17 protein-coding genes, 1 tRNA gene, 1 other RNA gene and 1 pseudogene are annotated in these 18001 nt (G+C 46.2%); 7 read left to right on the plus strand and 13 right to left on the minus strand.

All coding sequences use genetic code 11. From position 1 onward, the window contains the following. Nucleotides 1-12: 12 nt before the first annotated feature. The 3 genes from hemF to ICV89_RS02785 are packed head-to-tail and all read right to left on the minus strand — an operon-like array spanning nucleotide 13 to nucleotide 3019. Nucleotides 13-924, minus strand: a complete 912-nt coding sequence (hemF, locus tag ICV89_RS02775) for an oxygen-dependent coproporphyrinogen oxidase (RefSeq protein WP_215310298.1) — start codon at nucleotides 922-924, stop codon at nucleotides 13-15. Nucleotides 925-974: 50 nt separating this feature from the next. Beyond that, nucleotides 975-2252 (minus strand): phosphoribosylamine--glycine ligase, encoded by a 1278-nt coding sequence (gene purD, locus ICV89_RS02780; protein WP_215309490.1) that lies wholly within the window; start codon nucleotides 2250-2252, stop codon nucleotides 975-977. A gap of 47 nt (nucleotides 2253-2299) precedes the next feature. Beyond that, nucleotides 2300-3019 (minus strand): YebC/PmpR family DNA-binding transcriptional regulator, encoded by a 720-nt coding sequence (locus ICV89_RS02785; protein ID WP_215309492.1) that lies wholly within the window; start codon nucleotides 3017-3019, stop codon nucleotides 2300-2302. A gap of 141 nt (nucleotides 3020-3160) precedes the next feature. Here ICV89_RS02785 and ICV89_RS02790 point away from each other — a divergent pair. Beyond that, nucleotides 3161-3245: transfer RNA gene (locus tag ICV89_RS02790), tRNA-Leu, on the plus strand. 42 nt (nucleotides 3246-3287) lie between these two features. Here ICV89_RS02790 and ICV89_RS02795 read toward each other — a convergent pair. The 3 genes from ICV89_RS02795 to lptF form a co-directional block, all read right to left on the minus strand. Continuing rightward, nucleotides 3288-4229, minus strand: coding sequence for a CysB family HTH-type transcriptional regulator (locus tag ICV89_RS02795; protein WP_215309494.1), 942 nt, complete (start codon nucleotides 4227-4229; stop codon nucleotides 3288-3290). A gap of 62 nt (nucleotides 4230-4291) precedes the next feature. Beyond that, nucleotides 4292-5446 (minus strand): LPS export ABC transporter permease LptG, encoded by a 1155-nt coding sequence (gene lptG / locus ICV89_RS02800; protein ID WP_215309496.1) that lies wholly within the window; start codon nucleotides 5444-5446, stop codon nucleotides 4292-4294. Continuing rightward, nucleotides 5443-6558, minus strand: coding sequence for an LPS export ABC transporter permease LptF (gene lptF, locus ICV89_RS02805; protein ID WP_215309498.1), 1116 nt, complete (start codon nucleotides 6556-6558; stop codon nucleotides 5443-5445). Before lptF ends, lptG begins: the two co-directional genes overlap by 4 nt. 124 nt (nucleotides 6559-6682) lie before the next feature. Between lptF and ICV89_RS02810 the strand changes: the two genes are divergently transcribed. The 6 genes from ICV89_RS02810 (at nucleotide 6683) to ICV89_RS02835 (ending at nucleotide 13662) form a co-directional block, all read left to right on the plus strand. Beyond that, complete coding sequence (locus tag ICV89_RS02810; protein ID WP_371817885.1) at nucleotides 6683-8278, plus strand: leucyl aminopeptidase; 1596 nt, start codon at nucleotides 6683-6685, stop codon at nucleotides 8276-8278. Between the two features lie 3 nt (nucleotides 8279-8281). Next, the gene (locus ICV89_RS02815) at nucleotides 8282-8746 is read left to right on the plus strand and encodes a DNA polymerase III subunit chi (RefSeq protein ID WP_215309502.1); all 465 of its coding nucleotides are present in this window, start codon (nucleotides 8282-8284) and stop codon (nucleotides 8744-8746) included. A 19-nt stretch (nucleotides 8747-8765) separates the two neighbouring features. Next, nucleotides 8766-9563, plus strand: coding sequence for a prolipoprotein diacylglyceryl transferase (gene lgt / locus ICV89_RS02820; RefSeq protein WP_215309503.1), 798 nt, complete (start codon nucleotides 8766-8768; stop codon nucleotides 9561-9563). Nucleotides 9564-9692: 129 nt separating this feature from the next. Then, nucleotides 9693-10997 carry a malonyl-CoA decarboxylase gene (locus ICV89_RS02825; RefSeq protein ID WP_215309505.1) on the plus strand — a complete coding sequence of 435 codons (1305 nt, stop codon included), beginning with the start codon at nucleotides 9693-9695 and terminating at the stop codon, nucleotides 10995-10997. A 106-nt stretch (nucleotides 10998-11103) separates the two neighbouring features. Next, nucleotides 11104-12099, plus strand: a complete 996-nt coding sequence (locus ICV89_RS02830; protein WP_215309507.1) for a tripartite tricarboxylate transporter substrate binding protein — start codon at nucleotides 11104-11106, stop codon at nucleotides 12097-12099. 39 nt (nucleotides 12100-12138) lie between these two features. Beyond that, entirely contained in the window at nucleotides 12139-13662 is a 1524-nt protein-coding gene (locus ICV89_RS02835) for a malonyl-CoA synthase (RefSeq protein WP_215309509.1), read from the plus strand. An 18-nt stretch (nucleotides 13663-13680) separates the two neighbouring features. Here ICV89_RS02835 and ICV89_RS02840 read toward each other — a convergent pair whose 3' ends face one another. The 7 genes and pseudogenes from ICV89_RS02840 to ICV89_RS02870 all read right to left on the minus strand — a co-directional run bounded on the left by ICV89_RS02840 (nucleotide 13681) and on the right by ICV89_RS02870 (nucleotide 17999). Beyond that, nucleotides 13681-14499, minus strand: coding sequence for a sulfite exporter TauE/SafE family protein (locus ICV89_RS02840; RefSeq protein ID WP_215309511.1), 819 nt, complete (start codon nucleotides 14497-14499; stop codon nucleotides 13681-13683). Then, nucleotides 14500-14718, minus strand: a non-coding RNA gene (gene ssrS / locus ICV89_RS02845) — 6S RNA. A 99-nt stretch (nucleotides 14719-14817) separates the two neighbouring features. Then, nucleotides 14818-15048: pseudogene (locus ICV89_RS10995) on the minus strand (cell division protein ZapA); the annotation flags it as partial. Then, nucleotides 15023-15307 (minus strand): hypothetical protein, encoded by a 285-nt coding sequence (locus ICV89_RS02855; protein ID WP_215309512.1) that lies wholly within the window; start codon nucleotides 15305-15307, stop codon nucleotides 15023-15025. The pseudogene ICV89_RS10995 and the gene ICV89_RS02855, both read right to left, overlap by 26 nt. Before the next feature lie 51 nt (nucleotides 15308-15358). Further along, the gene (locus ICV89_RS02860) at nucleotides 15359-16120 is read right to left on the minus strand and encodes an ABC transporter ATP-binding protein (RefSeq protein WP_215309514.1); all 762 of its coding nucleotides are present in this window, start codon (nucleotides 16118-16120) and stop codon (nucleotides 15359-15361) included. Further along, on the minus strand, nucleotides 16117-17094 hold the full coding sequence (locus ICV89_RS02865; protein ID WP_215309516.1) for an iron ABC transporter permease: 978 nt from the start codon (nucleotides 17092-17094) through the stop codon (nucleotides 16117-16119). The genes ICV89_RS02860 and ICV89_RS02865 overlap by 4 nt, the downstream gene beginning before the upstream one ends. Beyond that, the gene (locus ICV89_RS02870) at nucleotides 17094-17999 is read right to left on the minus strand and encodes an ABC transporter substrate-binding protein (RefSeq protein ID WP_215309518.1); all 906 of its coding nucleotides are present in this window, start codon (nucleotides 17997-17999) and stop codon (nucleotides 17094-17096) included. The genes ICV89_RS02865 and ICV89_RS02870 overlap by 1 nt, the downstream gene beginning before the upstream one ends. Nucleotides 18000-18001: the final 2 nt, after the last annotated feature.

The raw sequence follows: 18001 nt of genomic DNA on the forward strand, positions 1-18001 counted from the left end.
ATTGAGATCAAGTTAGGCAAGCCAGTCGCGCGGCTTAAGGTAATAGTCGTACAACTTCGCCTCTGGCGTACCTGGTTTTGCTTGCCAGTTGTACCACCACTGCACTACGGGTGGCATCGACATCAAAATAGATTCTGTTCGTCCGCCAGAGTGCAGGCCAAAAATGGTGCCTCGGTCGAATAACAAGTTGTACTCTACATAACGACCGCGACGGTATTCTTGAAACGCTTTTTCTTCGGGCGTAAAGCTGTCTTTATAACGACGCTCCACAATCGGCAAGTAGGCTTCAATAAAGGCATCGCCAACAGCACGTGTCATGGCAAAGCTTTGCTCAAAACCCAGCTCATTGAAGTCATCAAAGAATACACCACCAATACCGCGAGGCTCTTCACGATGCTTGAGATAAAAATATTCATCACACCATTTTTTGAATCGTGGGTGTAGCTCTTTATCAAATGGATCTAAAGCATCTTTAGCAGTTTGATGGAAGTGTTTGCAGTCCTCATCAACGCCATAGTAGGGGGTAAGATCAAAGCCGCCTCCAAACCACCAAACCGGCTCTTTATCGGGAGCTTGTGCTATAAAACAGCGCACATTCATATGTGTAGTTGGCACCTTGGGATTATTTGGGTGAAACACCAAGGAAACGCCCATGGCCTCAAAGCTACGACCGGCGACTTCGGGGCGGTGGTGTGATGCTGAAGGAGGCATTTGATCACCGCGTACATGAGAAAAACCAACGCCACCTTTTTCCAATATATTGCCGCCATCTAAAGTACAAGTGCGACCATAACCACGTAGCTTGCTATCTTCTGGCTTCTCCCAGGCATCCGCTATGAAGGCCTTACCATCGAGGGCGCTCATTGCAGTGGTAATGCGATCTTGCAGGCCTAAAAAGTAAGCTTCTAATTCTGCAATATTAATTTGAGTCTGTTCAGTTGATGACAAGGATGAAAAGTCCTTTGTAGTTAGGGTTATTTCACTGCCCGATAGCCAATATCTTTGCGATATTGCATGCCATCGAATTGGATCTGAGCAATTGCTTCGTATGCCTTTTGTTGCGCACCGCGAACGGTATCCGATAGACCTACGACGCACATGACGCGACCGCCAGAGGTGACCAGCTTCCCATCTTGCAACTTAGTGCCGGCATGAAAAGTCAATTGATCTTCAGTATCAGTAGCGATACCTGTAATAACATCGCCATTACGTGGAGTATTGGGATAGTTGTGAGCTGCCAATACTACGCCTAAAGCAGTGCGGCGATCCCACTCCAGGTCCACTGCATTGAGTGTGCCGTCAACAGCATGATCCAGTGCGTTTACGAGATCGCTACGCAGACGTGCCATGATGGGCTGTGTTTCTGGGTCACCCATGCGGCAGTTAAATTCTAGAGTTTTAATCTTCCCATCGGGAGAAATCATGAGCCCAGCATAGAGGAAACCTGTGTATGGAATGCCATCAGCTTCCATGCCTTTCACTGTAGGCATGATGACTTCGCGTAGGGCGCGCGCATGAATTTCTGGAGTCACTACTGGAGCAGGGGAGTAAGCGCCCATCCCACCGGTATTGGGCCCTTGATCGGCATCGAGCAAGCGCTTGTGATCTTGACTCGTTGCTAAAGCCAAGACATGTTTGCCATCCACAAGAACAATAAAGCTGGCTTCTTCGCCCGTCAGAAATTCTTCAATGACTACGCGTGCACCAGCATTTCCCAGTTTGTTATCTGCTAGCATCATGTCAACAGCTGCATGCGCTTCCACTAAGTCCATTGCCACAACGACACCTTTACCTGCAGCAAGGCCATCTGCCTTAATCACGATCGGTGCGCCTTTAGCATCAATATAAGTGTGAGCCTCTAATGCGTTTGAAAAAGTCTGATACTCCGCTGTTGGGATGCCATGACGCTTCATAAACGCTTTAGAGAAATCTTTGGAAGACTCTAATTGGGCTGCTAGCTGAGTAGGCCCAAAGATGCGCAAGCCATTGTTGCGAAATACATCCACGATACCTGCAGCCAATGGTGCCTCAGGACCAACTACAGTAAGGTGAATTTTTTCACGCTTGGCAAAGTCTGCTAATTCTTGAAGGTCGGAGATCGGGAGGTTTTGGATACCTGCTACGGTTTGTTTTGCCGTAGCTGTGCCGCCATTACCCGGAGCTACATATACGGTTTGAACTTGTGAAGATTGCGCAAGCTTCCATGCTAGTGCATGTTCACGACCACCAGAACCAATTAAAAGAATTTTCATAAAGGACTAAAGGATGTATTAATAAGTAGTTTCAAAAAGCTGGTCGATTACAGGGAAGCGTTCGTGAATACTTCTTGAACATCATCCAAGTTCTCAAGCGCGTCTAATAGTTTTTGCATACTCTCCGCTTGATCACCTTCGAGTTCGGTTTCAGTTTCGGGGCGCATCGTCACTGTTGCTAGCTCTGCTTTTAAACCAGCCTGATTGAGTGCGTCTTGTACCTTAGGAAACTCAGGCACTGGGGTGAGTACCTCAAGCGAACCATCATCATGGGTGATCACATCTTCTGCGCCAGCATCTAGTGCGAGCTCCATCAGTTGATCTTCATTGGTGCCTGGGGCAAATAACATTTGACCGCAGTGCTTGAACATGAAAGCAACAGAACCTTCGGCACCCATATTGCCACCATTTTTTGCAAATGCATGGCGTACTTCAGCAACAGTTCGGGTACGGTTATCCGTTAAGCAATCGACAATGATGGCGGCGCCATTAAGGCCATAACCTTCGTAACGAATTTCTTCGTAGTTAACACCTTCCAAAGAGCCTGTACCGCGCTGAATTGCCCGCTGCACGTTGTCATTCGGCATATTGGCATCTTTAGCCTTATCGATCGCTAGGCGCAAACGGGGATTCGTGGCAATATCGCCGCCGCCTAATTTAGCTGCAACCGTAATTTCTTTAATGAGTTTGGTCCAAATCTTGCCGCGCTTTTCGTCTTGACGTCCTTTGCGGTGCTGAATGTTGGCCCATTTCGAATGGCCGGCCATACGGGTAAGTCCTTTTGAGTAATGTGGCTTGAAGAGCCTATTTTAAGGTCTTCTGAGGCTAAGAATAGGGGCTCTACAACTTTTTTGTTACACTCTCACCTCTTAGTAAGCTTCAATGCAGTATTTCCACTGCAAACACCTGCCCCGGTGATGGAATTGGTAGACGTGCCGGACTCAAAATCCGGTGCCGCAAGGCGTGGCGGTTCAAGTCCGCCCCGGGGCACCATCTCAAGTAGGCTGTTATTTTCGCCCCGAGACCTTATCAATCTTAAATCTCGTAAGTTTCTGACTCGCTATTCATCGCTTGCTCAACAATTTTCTTGGTGAGCGTGGGTGAGAATAGTTCGATGAAAGTGTACACAAAAGAGCGTAAGTAAGCCCCTTGTTTAACACCTAAATGCGTTACGTTGTTGCCAAATAAGTGCCCAACTGGAATGACTCGGAGATTGCGATCTCGATCTGCGTCATAGGCTAAGCCAGCAACAATTCCCACACCCATTCCAGTTTCTACATAGGTCTTAATGACGTCTGCATCAATCGCCTCCAAAATAATATCGGGGCTGAGATTGCGTTGTGCAAAAGCGGCATCAATCTTGCTGCGACCCGCAAAAGCTTTGTCGTAGGTAATGAGCGGGTACTTCGCAATTTCTTCTAGAGTGATTGTGGATTGATTGAGGAGTGGGTGACTTAGTGGCACCATGATGACGTGATGCCATTGGTAGCCTGGGAGTGCCAGTACTCCAGGGGTATTGGCAATACCTTCAGTGGCTATGGCGATGTCAGCACGATCATGAATGAGTAGCTCTGCAATTTGACCTGGGCTTCCTTGCTGAATACTGACCCTTACCTTGGGGAAGCGTTTTGTAAATTCAGTCAACACTTTAGGCAGGGCATAGCGAGCTTGGGTGTGGGTGGTGGCAATCACAAAGTTACCCTGATCTTGGCTAGCGAAGTCTTTGCCCACTCTTCTTAAAGTTTCCACTTCATCCAAAATTCGCTCAATCGAGATGAGGATGCGCTTGCCCGGCTCTGTAAGGGAGCGAATGCGCTTACCATGCCGTCGGAATATTTCTACGCCAAGCTCATCTTCCAACTCAATAATGGCTTTGGAAACACCGGGCTGAGAGGTAAAGAGTGCCTTGGCAGCCGAGGTGAGATTAAAGTTCTGCCTGACGGCTTCACGAACAAATCGAAATTGATGCAGATTCATATGGATTCCATTCTTTATATCAACTGCGATATAGGAATCAGATTCTATATGATTTTGAGGTATTAAGCTCTAGATACCCAACGTAAACCCACCATCGCCAAAATGAAATACACCAATGGAGGTGTTAGGGCGGTTAACAATGCCGGCCATGACCCTAAAAGCCCCACATTTGAGAAGAGCGAGTTAAAGAGCTGGAAGCTCATGCCCAGCATGATGCCGCCAAATACCTTAATGCCAACGCTGCCTGCCCGAACCTTTAAGTAGGCAAATGGCAGGGCTAGTGCCAGCATGACGAAGATAGTGAATGGATAAATTACTTTTTTCCAAAAGGCAATGGAGTGCCTTTGCGCATCTTGTTTGTTATCTCTTAAATGAGAAATGAAGCGACCCAAACTAAAGATCGACATTTTTTCTGGGCTGACTAAAAGTACGCTCAAAATTTGTGGAGTGACTTCAGAATTTAGGCTGATGATCGGGTGAACAAAAGTTTGCGCTGAATACACTGGGTTTAGTGGATCCGCTTGCTTGGTTTCTTTAAAGCGAGTTTCGGTGACATCATCCAAAATCCAAGTTCCGGTTTGATCAAAGCGTCCAGATACGGCACTGCGAATAGATAGCAGACGATAGGCATCATCAAACTCATACATGCGGATATTTTTGATTTCGTTGTCCCGCTCAATTTTTCCAACGTTGACATAGCGAACTCCTGGCCTAATTGGACCACTACCATCCTCATCACGTAAGCGATCTTTGACCCACACTCCAGTTTTAAATTGCGAGCTATAGGATGAGCCCAAAGCCTTCATACGAATTTGATCAGATAAGTTTTCTGTGTAAGGCCCAAGCCATTCACTCATCATGAGCGTAACGATCACTAGGGGTAGTGATATCTTTGCTAGGGTAGTTAAGCCCCTACGCATATCCAATCCAGCAATGCGTAAGATAGTGAACTCAGATTGACTTGCGAGCATCGCAAATACATAGATGCTTCCAATCAAACCAGCGATAGGAATAATTTCAGAGATACGGCTTGGTGCTTTCAATAAAACATGCAGCAATGCTAGTGGCAAAGTGTATTGACCCTTAACTGAGCCAAGCTCACTGAGGATGTCAAAAAATAAGAACAGTGTGACTAAGGCGAAAAGAATAAAACCAAAGGCCGCATAAATTTGCCTAGCTAAATAGCGTTCAAAGATATAAGGAAATAGGTATTTCATCTATTAGCCAAGAACGAAGGTAGTTGACGACGCCACCATTTCAGGGATGGATTAATACGATTGCGAATGAGTAAAAAAGCCATGCCAAAAGCGAGGGCGTGAATGGGCCAAGCCGCCACCAAAACATTCACCTTGCCTTGTGACACAAAATTTTGCGTGAGGTTTAAGAGGTTGCTATAAATGAGGTATATCAACACCGCATAAAACATTGCCGTGTAATTACCCAGTCTTGGGTTGACATAAGCAAGCGGGATTGCAATTAATACAAGCCCAAGTGCCATTAGTGGTAAACCGATTCTCCACAGTAATTCGGCATGATTGGGATTAGCCGCGGCCACATTGGGATCGTTTAATAACTCGGATACCGATTTTTCTCGATCACGTGGTGCTGGATCGAGTGCGCTCTTGTTTTGGATGTTGGTGCTGTATTGGGCGAACTCTAGAATCCTAAAATCAGCTTGCGTTGGTACTCCTTCGTAGCGCCGGCCATTATTTAAGACGATGGATTTGCCGTCACCCTTTGCATTCTCAATAAATCCAGTGGAGGCAACGGCGACACTCAGACGACCATTTTTGGTTTCTGCGGCAAAGATATTTTTCACTTCGCTTTTATCCACATCTAACTCTTCAATGAAAAATACCCGCTCGGCTTTGGCCGACTCTCTAAACTGGCCTGCAGCAACCATGGAGACATCACTTCGCTGCTGAAAGCGCTGGCTGATGATGGTGGATTCGCGATTAGCCCAAGGCCAAACAAAAAGGGCTAAAAGGGCAATGATGACAATCAGCGGTGCTGCAAAGCGCAGGATGGGTCGAATGAGGCTAGCAATGCTGAGGCCGCTAGCAAACCAAACAATCATTTCTGAGTCTTTGTACCAGCGCACTAGCACCATCAGAACGGCCACAAAGAGGGAGACGGTCAAAAGAACGGCCATATAGCCAAGAGTGGCCAGCGCAATGAGGACGAGAGCATCCTCTGGATTGACGGCGCCGTTGGCCGCAAAGCCCAGAATTCGGATAACCAGAGTGGTAATCATGATGGTAACCAGGACCAAGAAAACGCCACCAGTCGTAAAACTGAGTTCGCGGCGAAGGGTTTGGTGAAAAATCATGAATAAATGGTGAGTTCACTGTTATTGGCTCACTCAAGATGTGAACCTGCATCTCGGAGGATAATGGATAAATACCCATTTTTTCCCTTGAATTGACTTAAAAATACCTTAAGACATCATGACCATCCAATTTAGCACCAAGATTTTCGCGCAAGCCGATCTGAATAACCCTAAGCAACTAAAAGCAAGTCTAGCCACTTTATTGGCACAGAGCTCCGACTGCTTAGTTTTAGCTTATTCAAAGGCGGACTTAGATGCTATAGCGACCGCCAAATCCAAATCTGGACTTTTACTCGAATTGGATCGTCTGCTCGGCGGTTCTGTTAGCCATGCCAATCTCGTTGGTGACCTCGATGCTCAGCAGGCATCTACCTGTGTGATCCGAGCTGAAAAGTCTTGGGCCACATCTGGAGTGAAAGTAAAGCGCATCCTCTTGGTATCTTTGGGCGATATTGTTCCAGCTAGCGCACGAAGCCTGGTCTCATACTCAAAAATTGCGCGCGCCGCATTGAAGCAGCTCAGCGGCGGCTCCATTCAAAGTGCCTTGTGGTTTATTCCAAGTTTCGCTTTGGGCCATCGTGCAGAGTTCATTGCCGAAGAGGTGCGCTTGACCATTCAGTATGCTGGTGACCAGGCATATCGCTTTGGGGTTCGCCAGCCGGCGATGAAGTTCAAGGCCAAAGATAAAGCAGACACCTTTAACCATCTTATCTTTGTAGGAAATGATACTTGCGCTAAAGAGCTCAAGGCTGCGGTTCCAGAGGGTGCTGCAATGGTTGAGGGTATGAACTTAGCTAAAGACTTGGGTAATTTGCCTCCCAATATTTGTACGCCAACCTATTTAGGTAAGGCGGCGCAAGGCTTAAGTAAAAAGACTGGATTAAAGGTTGAGGTTTTAGGTCGCAAGCAAATTGAAGCTCTGGGTATGGGCTCATTTTTATCTGTAGCTCAAGGTTCTGATACGCCGCCACAATTTATTGTGATGCGTCACCTTGGTGGCAAAGTAGGCGAGGCCCCGATTGTTTTGGTGGGCAAGGGTATTACCTTTGATACTGGTGGCATTTCTCTCAAGCCTGGTGAGGCGATGGATGAGATGAAGTACGACATGTGTGGCGCTGCATCGGTGATTGGCACAATGTATGCAAGCGCTTTGATGAAGTTAAAAAAGAACGTCATTGGCGTGATCCCCACTTGTGAAAATATGCCATCTGGCCAAGCTACTCGTCCAGGCGATATTGTGAAGAGCATGTCGGGGCAAACGATTGAGATTCTCAATACCGATGCTGAAGGTCGCTTAATCCTGTGTGATGCCTTAACTTATGTTGAGCGCTTCAAGCCTAAAGCAGTGATTGATGTAGCTACCTTGACTGGCGCTTGCATCATTGCATTAGGCCATGTACATAGCGGCGTGTTCTCTGATGATGAGGGTTTAGTCAGCTCACTCACAAAGGCGGGTCATGCCTCTTTAGATACTGTATGGCGTTTGCCATTGGATGCGGCTTATCACGAGCAGCTGAAATCCAACTTTGCAGATGTAGCCAATATTGGTGGGCGTCCAGCAGGTAGTGTGACCGCAGCTTGTTTCTTATCGCGCTTCACTGAAAAATATAAATGGGCTCACTTAGATATCGCCGGCACTGCTTGGAAGAGTGGCGCCGCCAAAGGTTCAACTGGGCGCCCAGTGCCTTTGCTCGTGAATTACTTGCTAGAGCAAAAGTAATTCATGGCTCGGATTGATTTTCATAGCAACGTCAGCGATAAGCTGGAATACGCTTGTCGCTTAACACGCAAGATCTGGAGTGCTACGCCCGTTGGTGAGCCTGTACGTAATATCGTGATGGTGGGCGAGAAAGCGGATCTCAAAAAGTTGGATGAATTACTTTGGACATTTAGTGCAACGGATTTCTTGCCACATTGTTTTATTGAAGACGAGACAGCAATCGATACGCCTATTTTGCTGACAGATCATTTTTTATCACCTGCTTTGTCTCATCTTCCTCATGCGGATGTGTTGATTCATTTGGGAATGCGTATGCCTTCTGACGTCCCAGGCTTACTTGCCCGCTTCCCTCGCATCGTTGAGGTTGTGACTATTGATGAAGCAGAGCGCCTTGCCGGTCGTGAGCGTTACAAAGCCTATCGTGACCTAGGTCATGAATTGCATAACTTCGATCAATCTAAATCATGATTGTTGCTTGTCTCTCAACATGTTGATTCACCCCGAATTTGATCCTGCTGTAATTCGCATTGGCTCGTTTGCCATCCACTGGTATGGTTTGATGTATCTCTTGGCGTTTGCTCAATTTTTATTGCTGGGTCGTTTGCGCATACGCGCTCCGCGATACCAGTCTTTGGGTTGGTCATATAAAGACCTTGAGGATCTCTTATTTGTTGGTGTCTTAGGCGTAGTGCTTGGCGGACGTTTGGGTTACACCCTGTTTTATATGCCAGGTTATTACTTTGCAAATCCCCTGAGTATTTTCAAGATTTGGGAAGGCGGCATGTCTTTTCATGGTGGACTCCTGGGTGTTTTGCTTGCCTTGCTCTGGTTTGCCTATCGTCGTAAGGTTTCATTTTTTGTGGTTAGCGATTTAGTTGCACCATTAGTTCCATTTGGCTTGGCATTTGGTCGCTTGGGTAATTTCATTAATGGCGAGCTGTGGGGAAGACCGACAGACTTACCTTGGGCTATGGTTTTCCCATTGGTTGACTCCATTCCCCGTCATCCCTCCCAGATTTACCAGTTTTTTGGTGAGGGAATTTGCTTGGGAATCATCCTTTGGATTTATTCCAGTAAGCCTCGCAAGGTAGGGCAGATTTCAGGCTTATTTTTGTTAGGTTATGGCGTTTGCCGATTCTTGGCAGAATTTGCGCGAGAGCCTGATGCCTTCTTGGGGCTCTTGGGTCTGGGTCTTTCTATGGGTCAGTGGCTTTCTATGCCCATGATCATTTTCGGAATTTACCTTATAGTGAGAGTAAATACGAAAAAAGGCACTTATCAGTAGTTAAAAATTCTATTTTCTGGGTCTTTTGTAGTTAATTTCACAAAATTAACTAAATTCTCTGGAAAAGCGTTTAGTTTTCACTGAATTTGCCTAATTTCAGACTATTTCTACCCCAATCGAAAGTAATTCATGCTGGAAAAGCTAACTAAAGCTCGAAATTTGTCTAAGGCAAATAACGCTATCAAGCGACTGATATCGGAGCGCGGTGAATCAAATGCGCTCAGCATGGCGGACGATGTTGTTAATAACTACCGTAAGTTATCAAAAGATCAATACGTCTCATTCTTTACCTTTCTGTTTGAGAAACTCAACCCCCAAGCTGATGCAGTACTGAAAGCGGCGCAAAATTTTGTAGCTGACTCTAGTGCACGCAATTACATTCAGTTGCAAAAAGTTTCTGAATCTCCTCGTCAAGAATTCTTCCGCCGTTTAAATCGCGCTAGCCATGGTACTGCGGCTGTAGTACAAATGCGCCGTGATTTACTGCAGTTGTTAGATAAAAAACCTGAGTTGGCTGCAGTGGATTTCGATATGCGCCACTTACTTTCTTCTTGGTTTAATCCAGGGTTTCTGAAAATGCATCAGGTGGACTGGAAGTCCCCTGCAGAGGTGCTTGAGAAGCTGATTCAACATGAGGCCGTTCATGCGATTGATGGTTGGGATGACCTGCGTCGCCGCCTGCAGCCTGACCGTCGTTGTTTTGCCTTCTTTCATCCACAGCTTCCAAGTGAGCCTTTAATCTTTGTAGAGGTAGCGCTCCTGCCTGAGATTCCAACGGTGATTACGCCATTGGTTGATAAAAAAGCAGAAACAGTAGATCAGGCATCTCAATATAAAGTCGCTGTTTTTTATTCGATTAGTAATTGCGAATCCGGACTTCGTGGCGTATCGATGGGTAACTTTTTAATTAAGCGGGTCGCAGAGCAGTTACATGCAGAGTTCCCTGGAATCAAAACTTTTGTGACTTTATCGCCTATTCCAGGATTTATGGATTGGGTAGCTGCTGGTGCAAATTTAGGTGATGGTGTTCCAGCCGGGAGACTGAAACCGAATCTGAAGTTGGTAAGGGATTCTTCTTTGGCGGTCTTAGGTCTCGACAGCCAATCCTGGAGCGAGAGATTGGCGGGTGGATGGCATCCTGATTTAGCCTCCGAGAAAGAAAAAGCGGCTTTATTGAGCTTGGCGAGCATGTATTTAGGCTTGGCCTCTACGGGGCGCGATGGCAACCCTGTGGCGAAGTTTCATTTGGGTAATGGTGCCAAATTGCACCTGGTGAACTGGGCAGGCGATCTATCACGCAAAGGCTTGCGTCAATCTGCCGGCTTGATGGTTAATTACCTTTATGACCTGGGAAGCGTGGAGGATAACCATGAGCGCTTTGCCAATGGTGAAATCGTATATTCCAGGGCTGTAGCTCGCCTCATGGCTCCCTAGTGTTTTCCCTTGTGCGGACTTTTGCAGCAAGCCTTAAGTACCCTTAAAATGGGCGCTGAAATATAAATATGAAGTCAATCATGAGATTGATACAAAAGGAGACGAAATGTTTAATCAAAAAAACAAGTCAGTATTTTCTTTGAGCATGCTTAAGAAAGCAGCTTTTTTAGTCTGCGCTGCCCCTCTCGCTGTATTTGCGCAAGAGTGGCCAGTTAAGCAGGTCACATTCTTAAATCCGTTCCCAGCCGGTGGTGGAACAGATGCTTTTGCAAGACCTTTGGCTGCGCAGTTAACAGAGCAATTAGGTAAGCAATTCATTATTGATAACCGCGGTGGTGCGGGTGGTACTGTTGGCGCCTCAGTTGCTGCTAAAGCTGCTCCAGATGGTTACACTTGGTTCATCGGTGCTACCCACCACACCATTGCACCTTCGATGTATAAGAATTTAGATTACGACATTGAGAAGAGTTTTATTCCAGTTGCGATGATTGCTAACGTACCTCAGGTCTTAGTGGTGAATCCACAGCGCGTGAGCGCACGCAATGCTAAAGAGTTCATTGAACTCATGAAGAAGAATCCAGGTAAATATAATTTTGCCAGCGCGGGTAGTGGCACAGTCCATCACCTAGCAGGTGAATTATTTAAGATTCAGACTGGAACCTTTATTACCCACATTCCTTATCGTGGTGCTGGCCCAGCAATGAATGATTTATTGGCTGGTCAGATTGACTTGGAGTTTGATGGTCTTGCTACTTCTGCCCCTCAGATTAATGCTGGAAAGTTAGTGGCAATTGCTTTGGCTTCAAATAAGCGTTCCCCTGCGATTCCGAATGTACCTACTTTCAAAGAAGCTGGCTTACCTGACTACGAAGTATCTACCTGGTACTCTATTTTTGCCCCAGCTGGTACTCCTAAACCGATCGTAGACAAAATGATTGTTGAAGTACAAAAGGCCTTAAATACGCCTAAGCTCAAATCGATCTGGGAAAAGAACGGTTCTGACACCCCTAATTTGTATGGTGAGGCGTTCGGTAAGCAGGTTCGTGCTGACGTAGTACGTTGGTCTTCAGTAGTTAAGAAATCTGGCGCTACATTAGATTAATTAGTAAGCGGTTTAATTGTTTGGTTTTTTGAGGCTCGAATGAATTTATATTCTTTATTGGAAACAGGTTTTCCAAAAGATAAGCAGGCTTGTGCATTGGAAACGCATGATGGTTTGTACTACTCCTGGAGTGATCTGGAGCGCGCTACTTCTAAGATGGCAAACCTCCTTAAGAGCCTCAAATTACCAGCAGGATCTCGTATTGCTGTTCAGGTTGAAAAGTCACCTGAGGCACTTTTTCTGTATCTGGCTACTGTAAAAGCAGGATATGTTTACCTGCCTCTAAATACCGCCTATCAAGCAGCAGAGATTCAATACTTTCTAGAGAATGCTGAGCCTGCAGTAGTTGTATGTAGCAGCAAAAACTTCTCATGGGTATCTAAGGTTGCTTTTAAAGCCGGCACTAGGCATGTTTTCACCCTAGATGAGGATCGCAAAGGCACCTTATTAGAGCGTGCTGCTGGTCAAGGTGATAAGTTCAAAACTGTTGCTGTAAAGGATGATGATTTAGCAGCTATCTTGTATACCTCTGGCACAACCGGTCGCAGCAAGGGCGCAATGCTGACCCATAAGAACTTGGGAAGTAATGCCCAAGTATTACAGAAGTTTTGGGGTTGGAAAAAAGGTGACGTCTTATTGCATGCACTCCCAATCTTCCATGTTCACGGATTATTTGTGGCTGCGCATGGGGCATTAATTAACGGCAGCAAAATGATTTGGTTGCCACGCTTAGACACTACGCAACTAATTCATCACATGCCAAATTCGACTGTGATGATGGGTGTGCCTACTTTCTACGTACGCCTACTTGCTGATAAAAACTTTAATAAGAGCGTTGCACGCAATATGCGTCTGTTTGTGTCGGGCTCTGCGCCATTGTTGACGGAAACATTTAATTCTTTCAAAGAAGTCATTGGCCAGCCAATTCTTGAGCGCTATGGGATGAGTGAAACCGTGATGCTCGTTTCCAATCCCTATAAAGGCAATCGCGTAGGTGGGTCGGTTGGCTTGCCTCTACCCGGCGTCAAAGTGCGCGTGGTGAATGAAAGCAATCAGCCTTGCGGTCTTGATGAAATTGGCAGTATTCAAGTGAAGGGCCCAAATATATTTAAGGGCTACTGGCGTATGCCAGAAAAAACAGCCGAAGAATTTACTAAAGACGGCTGGTTTAAAACGGGTGACGTGGGTCGCTGGGGTGGTGATGCTAATGGTGGTAAAGCACCTCAGGATTACCTCTGTATCGTTGGTCGCAGTAAGGATTTAATTATTTCTGGTGGCTACAACGTTTACCCCAAAGAGATCGAAAGTTTTATCGATGATATGGATGGTGTAGATGAGAGTGCTGTGATTGGTATTCCGCATCCTGATTTTGGTGAGGCAGTAATGGCGGTAGTAGTGCCAAAAGCAGGCGCCAAGCTGGACGCGCAGGCCATGATCGCAACACTAAAAACGCAAATTGCGAATTTTAAGATTCCAAAGCGTTTAGAGATTGTTTCTGACTTACCTCGCAACGCAATGGGTAAGGTTCAAAAGAATATTCTGCGTCAGCAATACACTAGCTAAGAGCGGTAAAAGAGTTTCTTAAAAACCAAATGCCTTGCGGCTTTCATTAAACATGAAGGCTGCAAGCATAAAGAGCATCACCCCGAAGATGCGTTTGAGTTGAGCTACATTGAGTTTCCTGGCCATCTTTGCGCCCAGTGGGGCAGTAAATATACTGACCGCCACAATGCAGAGTACTGCTGGAACATAAACAAATCCAAGTGATCCTTCGGGAAGATTGGGATTACCCCAACTGCCATACATGTAGCCGATCGTTGCTGCAGCTGCAATCGGAAATCCTAAGCCTGAAGAGCTGGCCATCGCGGTATGTGGTTTGACATTGCACCAAAGCATAAATGGCACAGTAATAAATGCTCCGCCTGCACCTACTAAGCTTGCAATTACACCCGTTAGTGCTCCAAATGAGAAAAGACCAAAGGTACCGGGTAATTCTCGCCCAGCTGCAGGCTTTTTATTGATGATCATTTGGATCGAGGTGTAGACAATAAACATGGCGAAGAATAGGGATAGCCAAGAAGTATTGATTGCCTCAAAAATCTCACTACCACCAACTAGGCTGCCAATCACTAGGCCGGGACTAAGTGCTGCCACTAGCTTCCAATCGATAGCGTGATGTTTGTGATGCGCCCAGATGGCTGAAGTGGTGGTAAAGAGTATGGTTGCCATGCCAGTTGCGATAGCCATATGTACGATGACGTTTTGGCCAAATCCTAAATGATTGAACACCACAATCATGAATGGCACCAAAATCATGCCACCTCCAATACCTAGGAGGCCTGCAAGGAAGCCCGAGATGCTCCCACACAACATCAGCATGGCGATATCGGCTATTGACATGAATTCCCCGCCTTAGCCGCTAGGCCGTCATCCTGAACCCTAAGGTTCAAGGTGGAACGGCTACTCTGCTTCGGGTGCATTAAGAAATTCAGGGAGTGAACAGCGCGAGGCTGCCACTGTGAAAATTCGAAACGCTCACGCCCACAGTGTAAAGATCGTTCCTGATGCTTGCGCATCGGTTCAAGGAACTATTGGCCTTGGCGAACCAGGCAGGGAAAGGGTTTGCATCAGGGCATCTACTTGATCTTCCAGGGCATAAATTTCATTCTGGAGTCGAGTAATTTCTTCTGAATGAGAGCTGGATGAGCCGCTCTGTACGGAAGCAAGTTGAGCTGAAGTTTGTAATTTAATGAGATCGCCTGCAATTTTTAGTGCAGCCATCATGCTTGCACGTTCAATACTACGGTTGCCACCATTAATTGCCAGTTGGATTTGCTCATCAACTAATGTGCAGGCTGCACGAAGTAGTGGCTCATGCTCAGTACTCGTGGCAAGAGTAATTTTTTGACCTGCGAGGGTTACTTCAATGCGTTGTTGGCTCATTGTCATCCTCTGGATTGGTTGGTGTCGCGGGCTCACTGAGTAAGTTCAATTGACGTCCATCACTCTGCTCTGGTAGACGACTCAAAATATGCTGAACCCGTTTTTGTGCATCCTCAATCTTATTCTCAAGTTGGACGCGATCCTGATGCAGTGCTTTTACGGCATCAGAAATCAGCTGAATTTTTCCAGCTAGCCTCTGCAAAGATGCGGCTATTGAATCAGATTCAGTAGAGTCGCTTGGGACGTGAGGGGTGTACTCGGTCATATAGGCATTGTAGCCTTAGGGAAATGCTTTGTGGAACCCCCGATTTTGGGCTTAGTTGGGCAGAGCCACCCAATCACTACCAAGCTTTTCTAATCGAATGCGGCCGTCAAATAGCGCAATCAGGGCTTGATGGGTGGCGGGATCTTGACTGGACCCTTGAAAATGCAGTTTGCCTTTATCGAGCATGATCACATGGTCCGCTCGGAGTGCGAAATGAATCTCATGTAAAACGGTCACCAAGGTTTTGCCTTGACCCAGTAAATTGCCTTGCCATTGTAAAAAATCAGCTTGATGAGGGGGGTCTAAGTTGGCGAGCGGCTCATCCATTAAGAGAATGTCGGAACCCACCGCAAGTAGGCGTGCCAATAAAGCCCGCTGACGTTCACCCCCAGATAGTTGGCTTAGAGGGCGATGTCGTAAATGCCAAGCGTCACTCTGCCTCAAGGCTTCCTCGATAAGCAGATGATCAGTTGGAGAGGGTAGATGCAGCCATCCTTGATGAGGCATGCGCCCCAACATGACAGTCTCGTAAACGCTGAGAGAGTCACCAAGCTCATCTCTTGTATTCGAGCCTTGATCAAGCCAGGCAATTTTCTTTGCAAGATCTTTATGGGCAAATGTAGATAGATCTACACCGTCAATGGTGATTGAGCCATCCCACTTGAGTAAACCAGCTATTGCTTGCAGGAGAGATGATTTACCTACACCATTAGGACCAATAACACTAGTCCATTTTCCTTGTGGAATATCTAAATTTAAATCTGAAAGAATCGCGCATGGACCTCGATATATATTGAGTTGGTAGGTTTTCATGTATGCGCCTCAAGGGAGGTTCGCCTTAGCAGTGCCAGTAGATAGAGGCCACCTAAGACTGCCGTGACCACGCCAACCGGAATTTCAATTGGAGCAAAGAGGGTGCGCGCAACCAGATCTGAACTCAGTAACAAGATTCCGCCACCAAGGCAGGAAAATAATATTTGCACTCGTTGTCTTCCGCCAGCCAACTTTCTTACTAAGTGCGGAGCCGCCAATCCAACAAAAGCGACCAAGCCAGTTTGAGCAACAGCGCAACCTGTCGCAAGAGCAAGGATGCCAATCAATACAAGGCGTAGTTGATCTAAAGGTAAGCCTAAAGTGCGGGCTGTATTTTCACCGAGTGATAGCGCATCGAGTACAGGGCTAATGATTAGTGTGACAAGCAAGCAAAGTGCTAATGCGATCGCCATCATCTCTACGCCAGACCAATTGAGTAGAGTGGTATTACCCAACATGAATGACTGAATGCTTTGAAAGAGATCAGGTCGAATGAATGTGAATAAAGAGTTAGCTGCTCCCAAAATTACACTGATTACCACTCCAGATAATAAGAGGCGCAAGGAACTACGGTAGCCACCCGCCAAAAGTAATGAGGCCAGTACACCAATTAACGCCCCAAGAAATGCACCACCATTAAGACCAATCAGTTCTATCCAAGTGTTTCCAAGATAGCCAAAGCAAAGGATGCTACCAACTCCAAGGAGTGCGCCCGATGCACTTCCTAGCAAGTAGGGGTCAGCTAGAGGATTGCGAAACAGGCTTTGAGCAATACCGCCAGCAAGCCCAAGTAAGGCGCCTGCAAGGTAAGCGCCCAATGATCGCGGCAATCGAATATCAAAAACAAGGGCTTGGTCGGATCCAATGAAATTCCAGCTGGCACCAGTACTGCCAAGCAGCGTACCTAGCAATACTAATACTGCGCTGAAAATAAGCAGACCAGATAGCTTTCCAAGAAAATGATTTTTTTGCATTATGGAGATGATGACATCTTCTCTTGTATGCAGGCGGAGATGATTAGTGCCGCCTCTCCCATGCGTGGTCCGGGGCGAACTAAGACATCATTTTGATCGGCTGTAAAAATACAGACGCGATTTTTTGCTACTGCAGGTATCGATTTCCATCCCGGACGATTCTGGATATCTACGAGAGTGGACGTGCTTAGCAGAATGATTTCAGGATTTGATTGAACAACAAACTCCGGATTGATTTTAGGAAAAGGCCCCAAAGACTCAGGAATAATATTTACCAGGCCTAAGTGAGTCAGAATGTCTCCGATGAATGAGCTTCTTCCAGCTGCAAAGGGTGCTGAATTTACTTCGAAGTAAACGCTAATTTTTTTATCTCTTGATAGGAGTTGTTTATTGGCGCGAGTGATTTGTTGCTGAATCTGATTCCAAACCCGGGCACCCTCAGAAGTTCCTAGAATACTATCTAGCTTTTGAAGAGCGCGTTGTTCATCGCTCATGGATTTAATATCAAACGCAAAAGTTTTAATACCTAATCCATTTAGCCGCGCAATTACAGGTGAAGCTTTCTCTAGTAATACAACATCAGGTTTGAGTTGAACAATGCGTTCAATATTAATATCACTCATACCTCCCAATTTGGGTAAGTTTTCAATCGATTTAGGCCAATTGGAAAAGCGATCAATTCCAATTAAGGTGGAACACTTGCCTAACGCGCAAACAGACTCTGTTAAAGACGGTAAAAGACTAATAACACGCTCAGGTGACTTGTTAAATGACACTGCAATACCACTGTCATCGGCAACCCAAATACTTTCAGCAAAAACCATGGAAGGGATGTTAATTAAACATAAAGCAATCGCACTCGCTAAGTAGCGAGAACAAGACGAGTGCTGAATTATGTACTTCATAC

It is taken from the genome of Polynucleobacter sp. Adler-ghost (genome assembly GCF_018688495.1).
Lineage (GTDB): Bacteria > Pseudomonadota > Gammaproteobacteria > Burkholderiales > Burkholderiaceae > Polynucleobacter.

Excerpts from the sequence above, each read along its gene's own strand:
- ICV89_RS02825 (WP_215309505.1), top strand. The coding sequence starts at position 9,693 with ATGCTGGAAAAGCTAACTAAAGCTCGAAATTTGTCTAAGGCAAATAAC.
- ICV89_RS02835 (WP_215309509.1), top strand. The coding sequence starts at position 12,139 with ATGAATTTATATTCTTTATTGGAAACAGGTTTTCCAAAAGATAAGCAG.
- ICV89_RS02840 (WP_215309511.1), bottom strand. The coding sequence starts at position 14,499 with ATGTCAATAGCCGATATCGCCATGCTGATGTTGTGTGGGAGCATCTCG.
- purD (WP_215309490.1), bottom strand. The coding sequence starts at position 2,252 with ATGAAAATTCTTTTAATTGGTTCTGGTGGTCGTGAACATGCACTAGCA.
- ICV89_RS02830 (WP_215309507.1), top strand. The coding sequence starts at position 11,104 with ATGTTTAATCAAAAAAACAAGTCAGTATTTTCTTTGAGCATGCTTAAG.
- lgt (WP_215309503.1), top strand. The coding sequence starts at position 8,766 with ATGTTGATTCACCCCGAATTTGATCCTGCTGTAATTCGCATTGGCTCG.
- ICV89_RS02785 (WP_215309492.1), bottom strand. The coding sequence starts at position 3,019 with ATGGCCGGCCATTCGAAATGGGCCAACATTCAGCACCGCAAAGGACGT.
- ICV89_RS02870 (WP_215309518.1), bottom strand. The coding sequence starts at position 17,999 with ATGAAGTACATAATTCAGCACTCGTCTTGTTCTCGCTACTTAGCGAGT.
- ICV89_RS02795 (WP_215309494.1), bottom strand. The coding sequence starts at position 4,229 with ATGAATCTGCATCAATTTCGATTTGTTCGTGAAGCCGTCAGGCAGAAC.
- ICV89_RS02855 (WP_215309512.1), bottom strand. The coding sequence starts at position 15,307 with ATGACCGAGTACACCCCTCACGTCCCAAGCGACTCTACTGAATCTGAT.
- ICV89_RS02860 (WP_215309514.1), bottom strand. The coding sequence starts at position 16,120 with ATGAAAACCTACCAACTCAATATATATCGAGGTCCATGCGCGATTCTT.
- lptF (WP_215309498.1), bottom strand. The coding sequence starts at position 6,558 with ATGATTTTTCACCAAACCCTTCGCCGCGAACTCAGTTTTACGACTGGT.
- ICV89_RS02865 (WP_215309516.1), bottom strand. The coding sequence starts at position 17,094 with ATGCAAAAAAATCATTTTCTTGGAAAGCTATCTGGTCTGCTTATTTTC.
- lptG (WP_215309496.1), bottom strand. The coding sequence starts at position 5,446 with ATGAAATACCTATTTCCTTATATCTTTGAACGCTATTTAGCTAGGCAA.
- ICV89_RS02815 (WP_215309502.1), top strand. The coding sequence starts at position 8,282 with ATGGCTCGGATTGATTTTCATAGCAACGTCAGCGATAAGCTGGAATAC.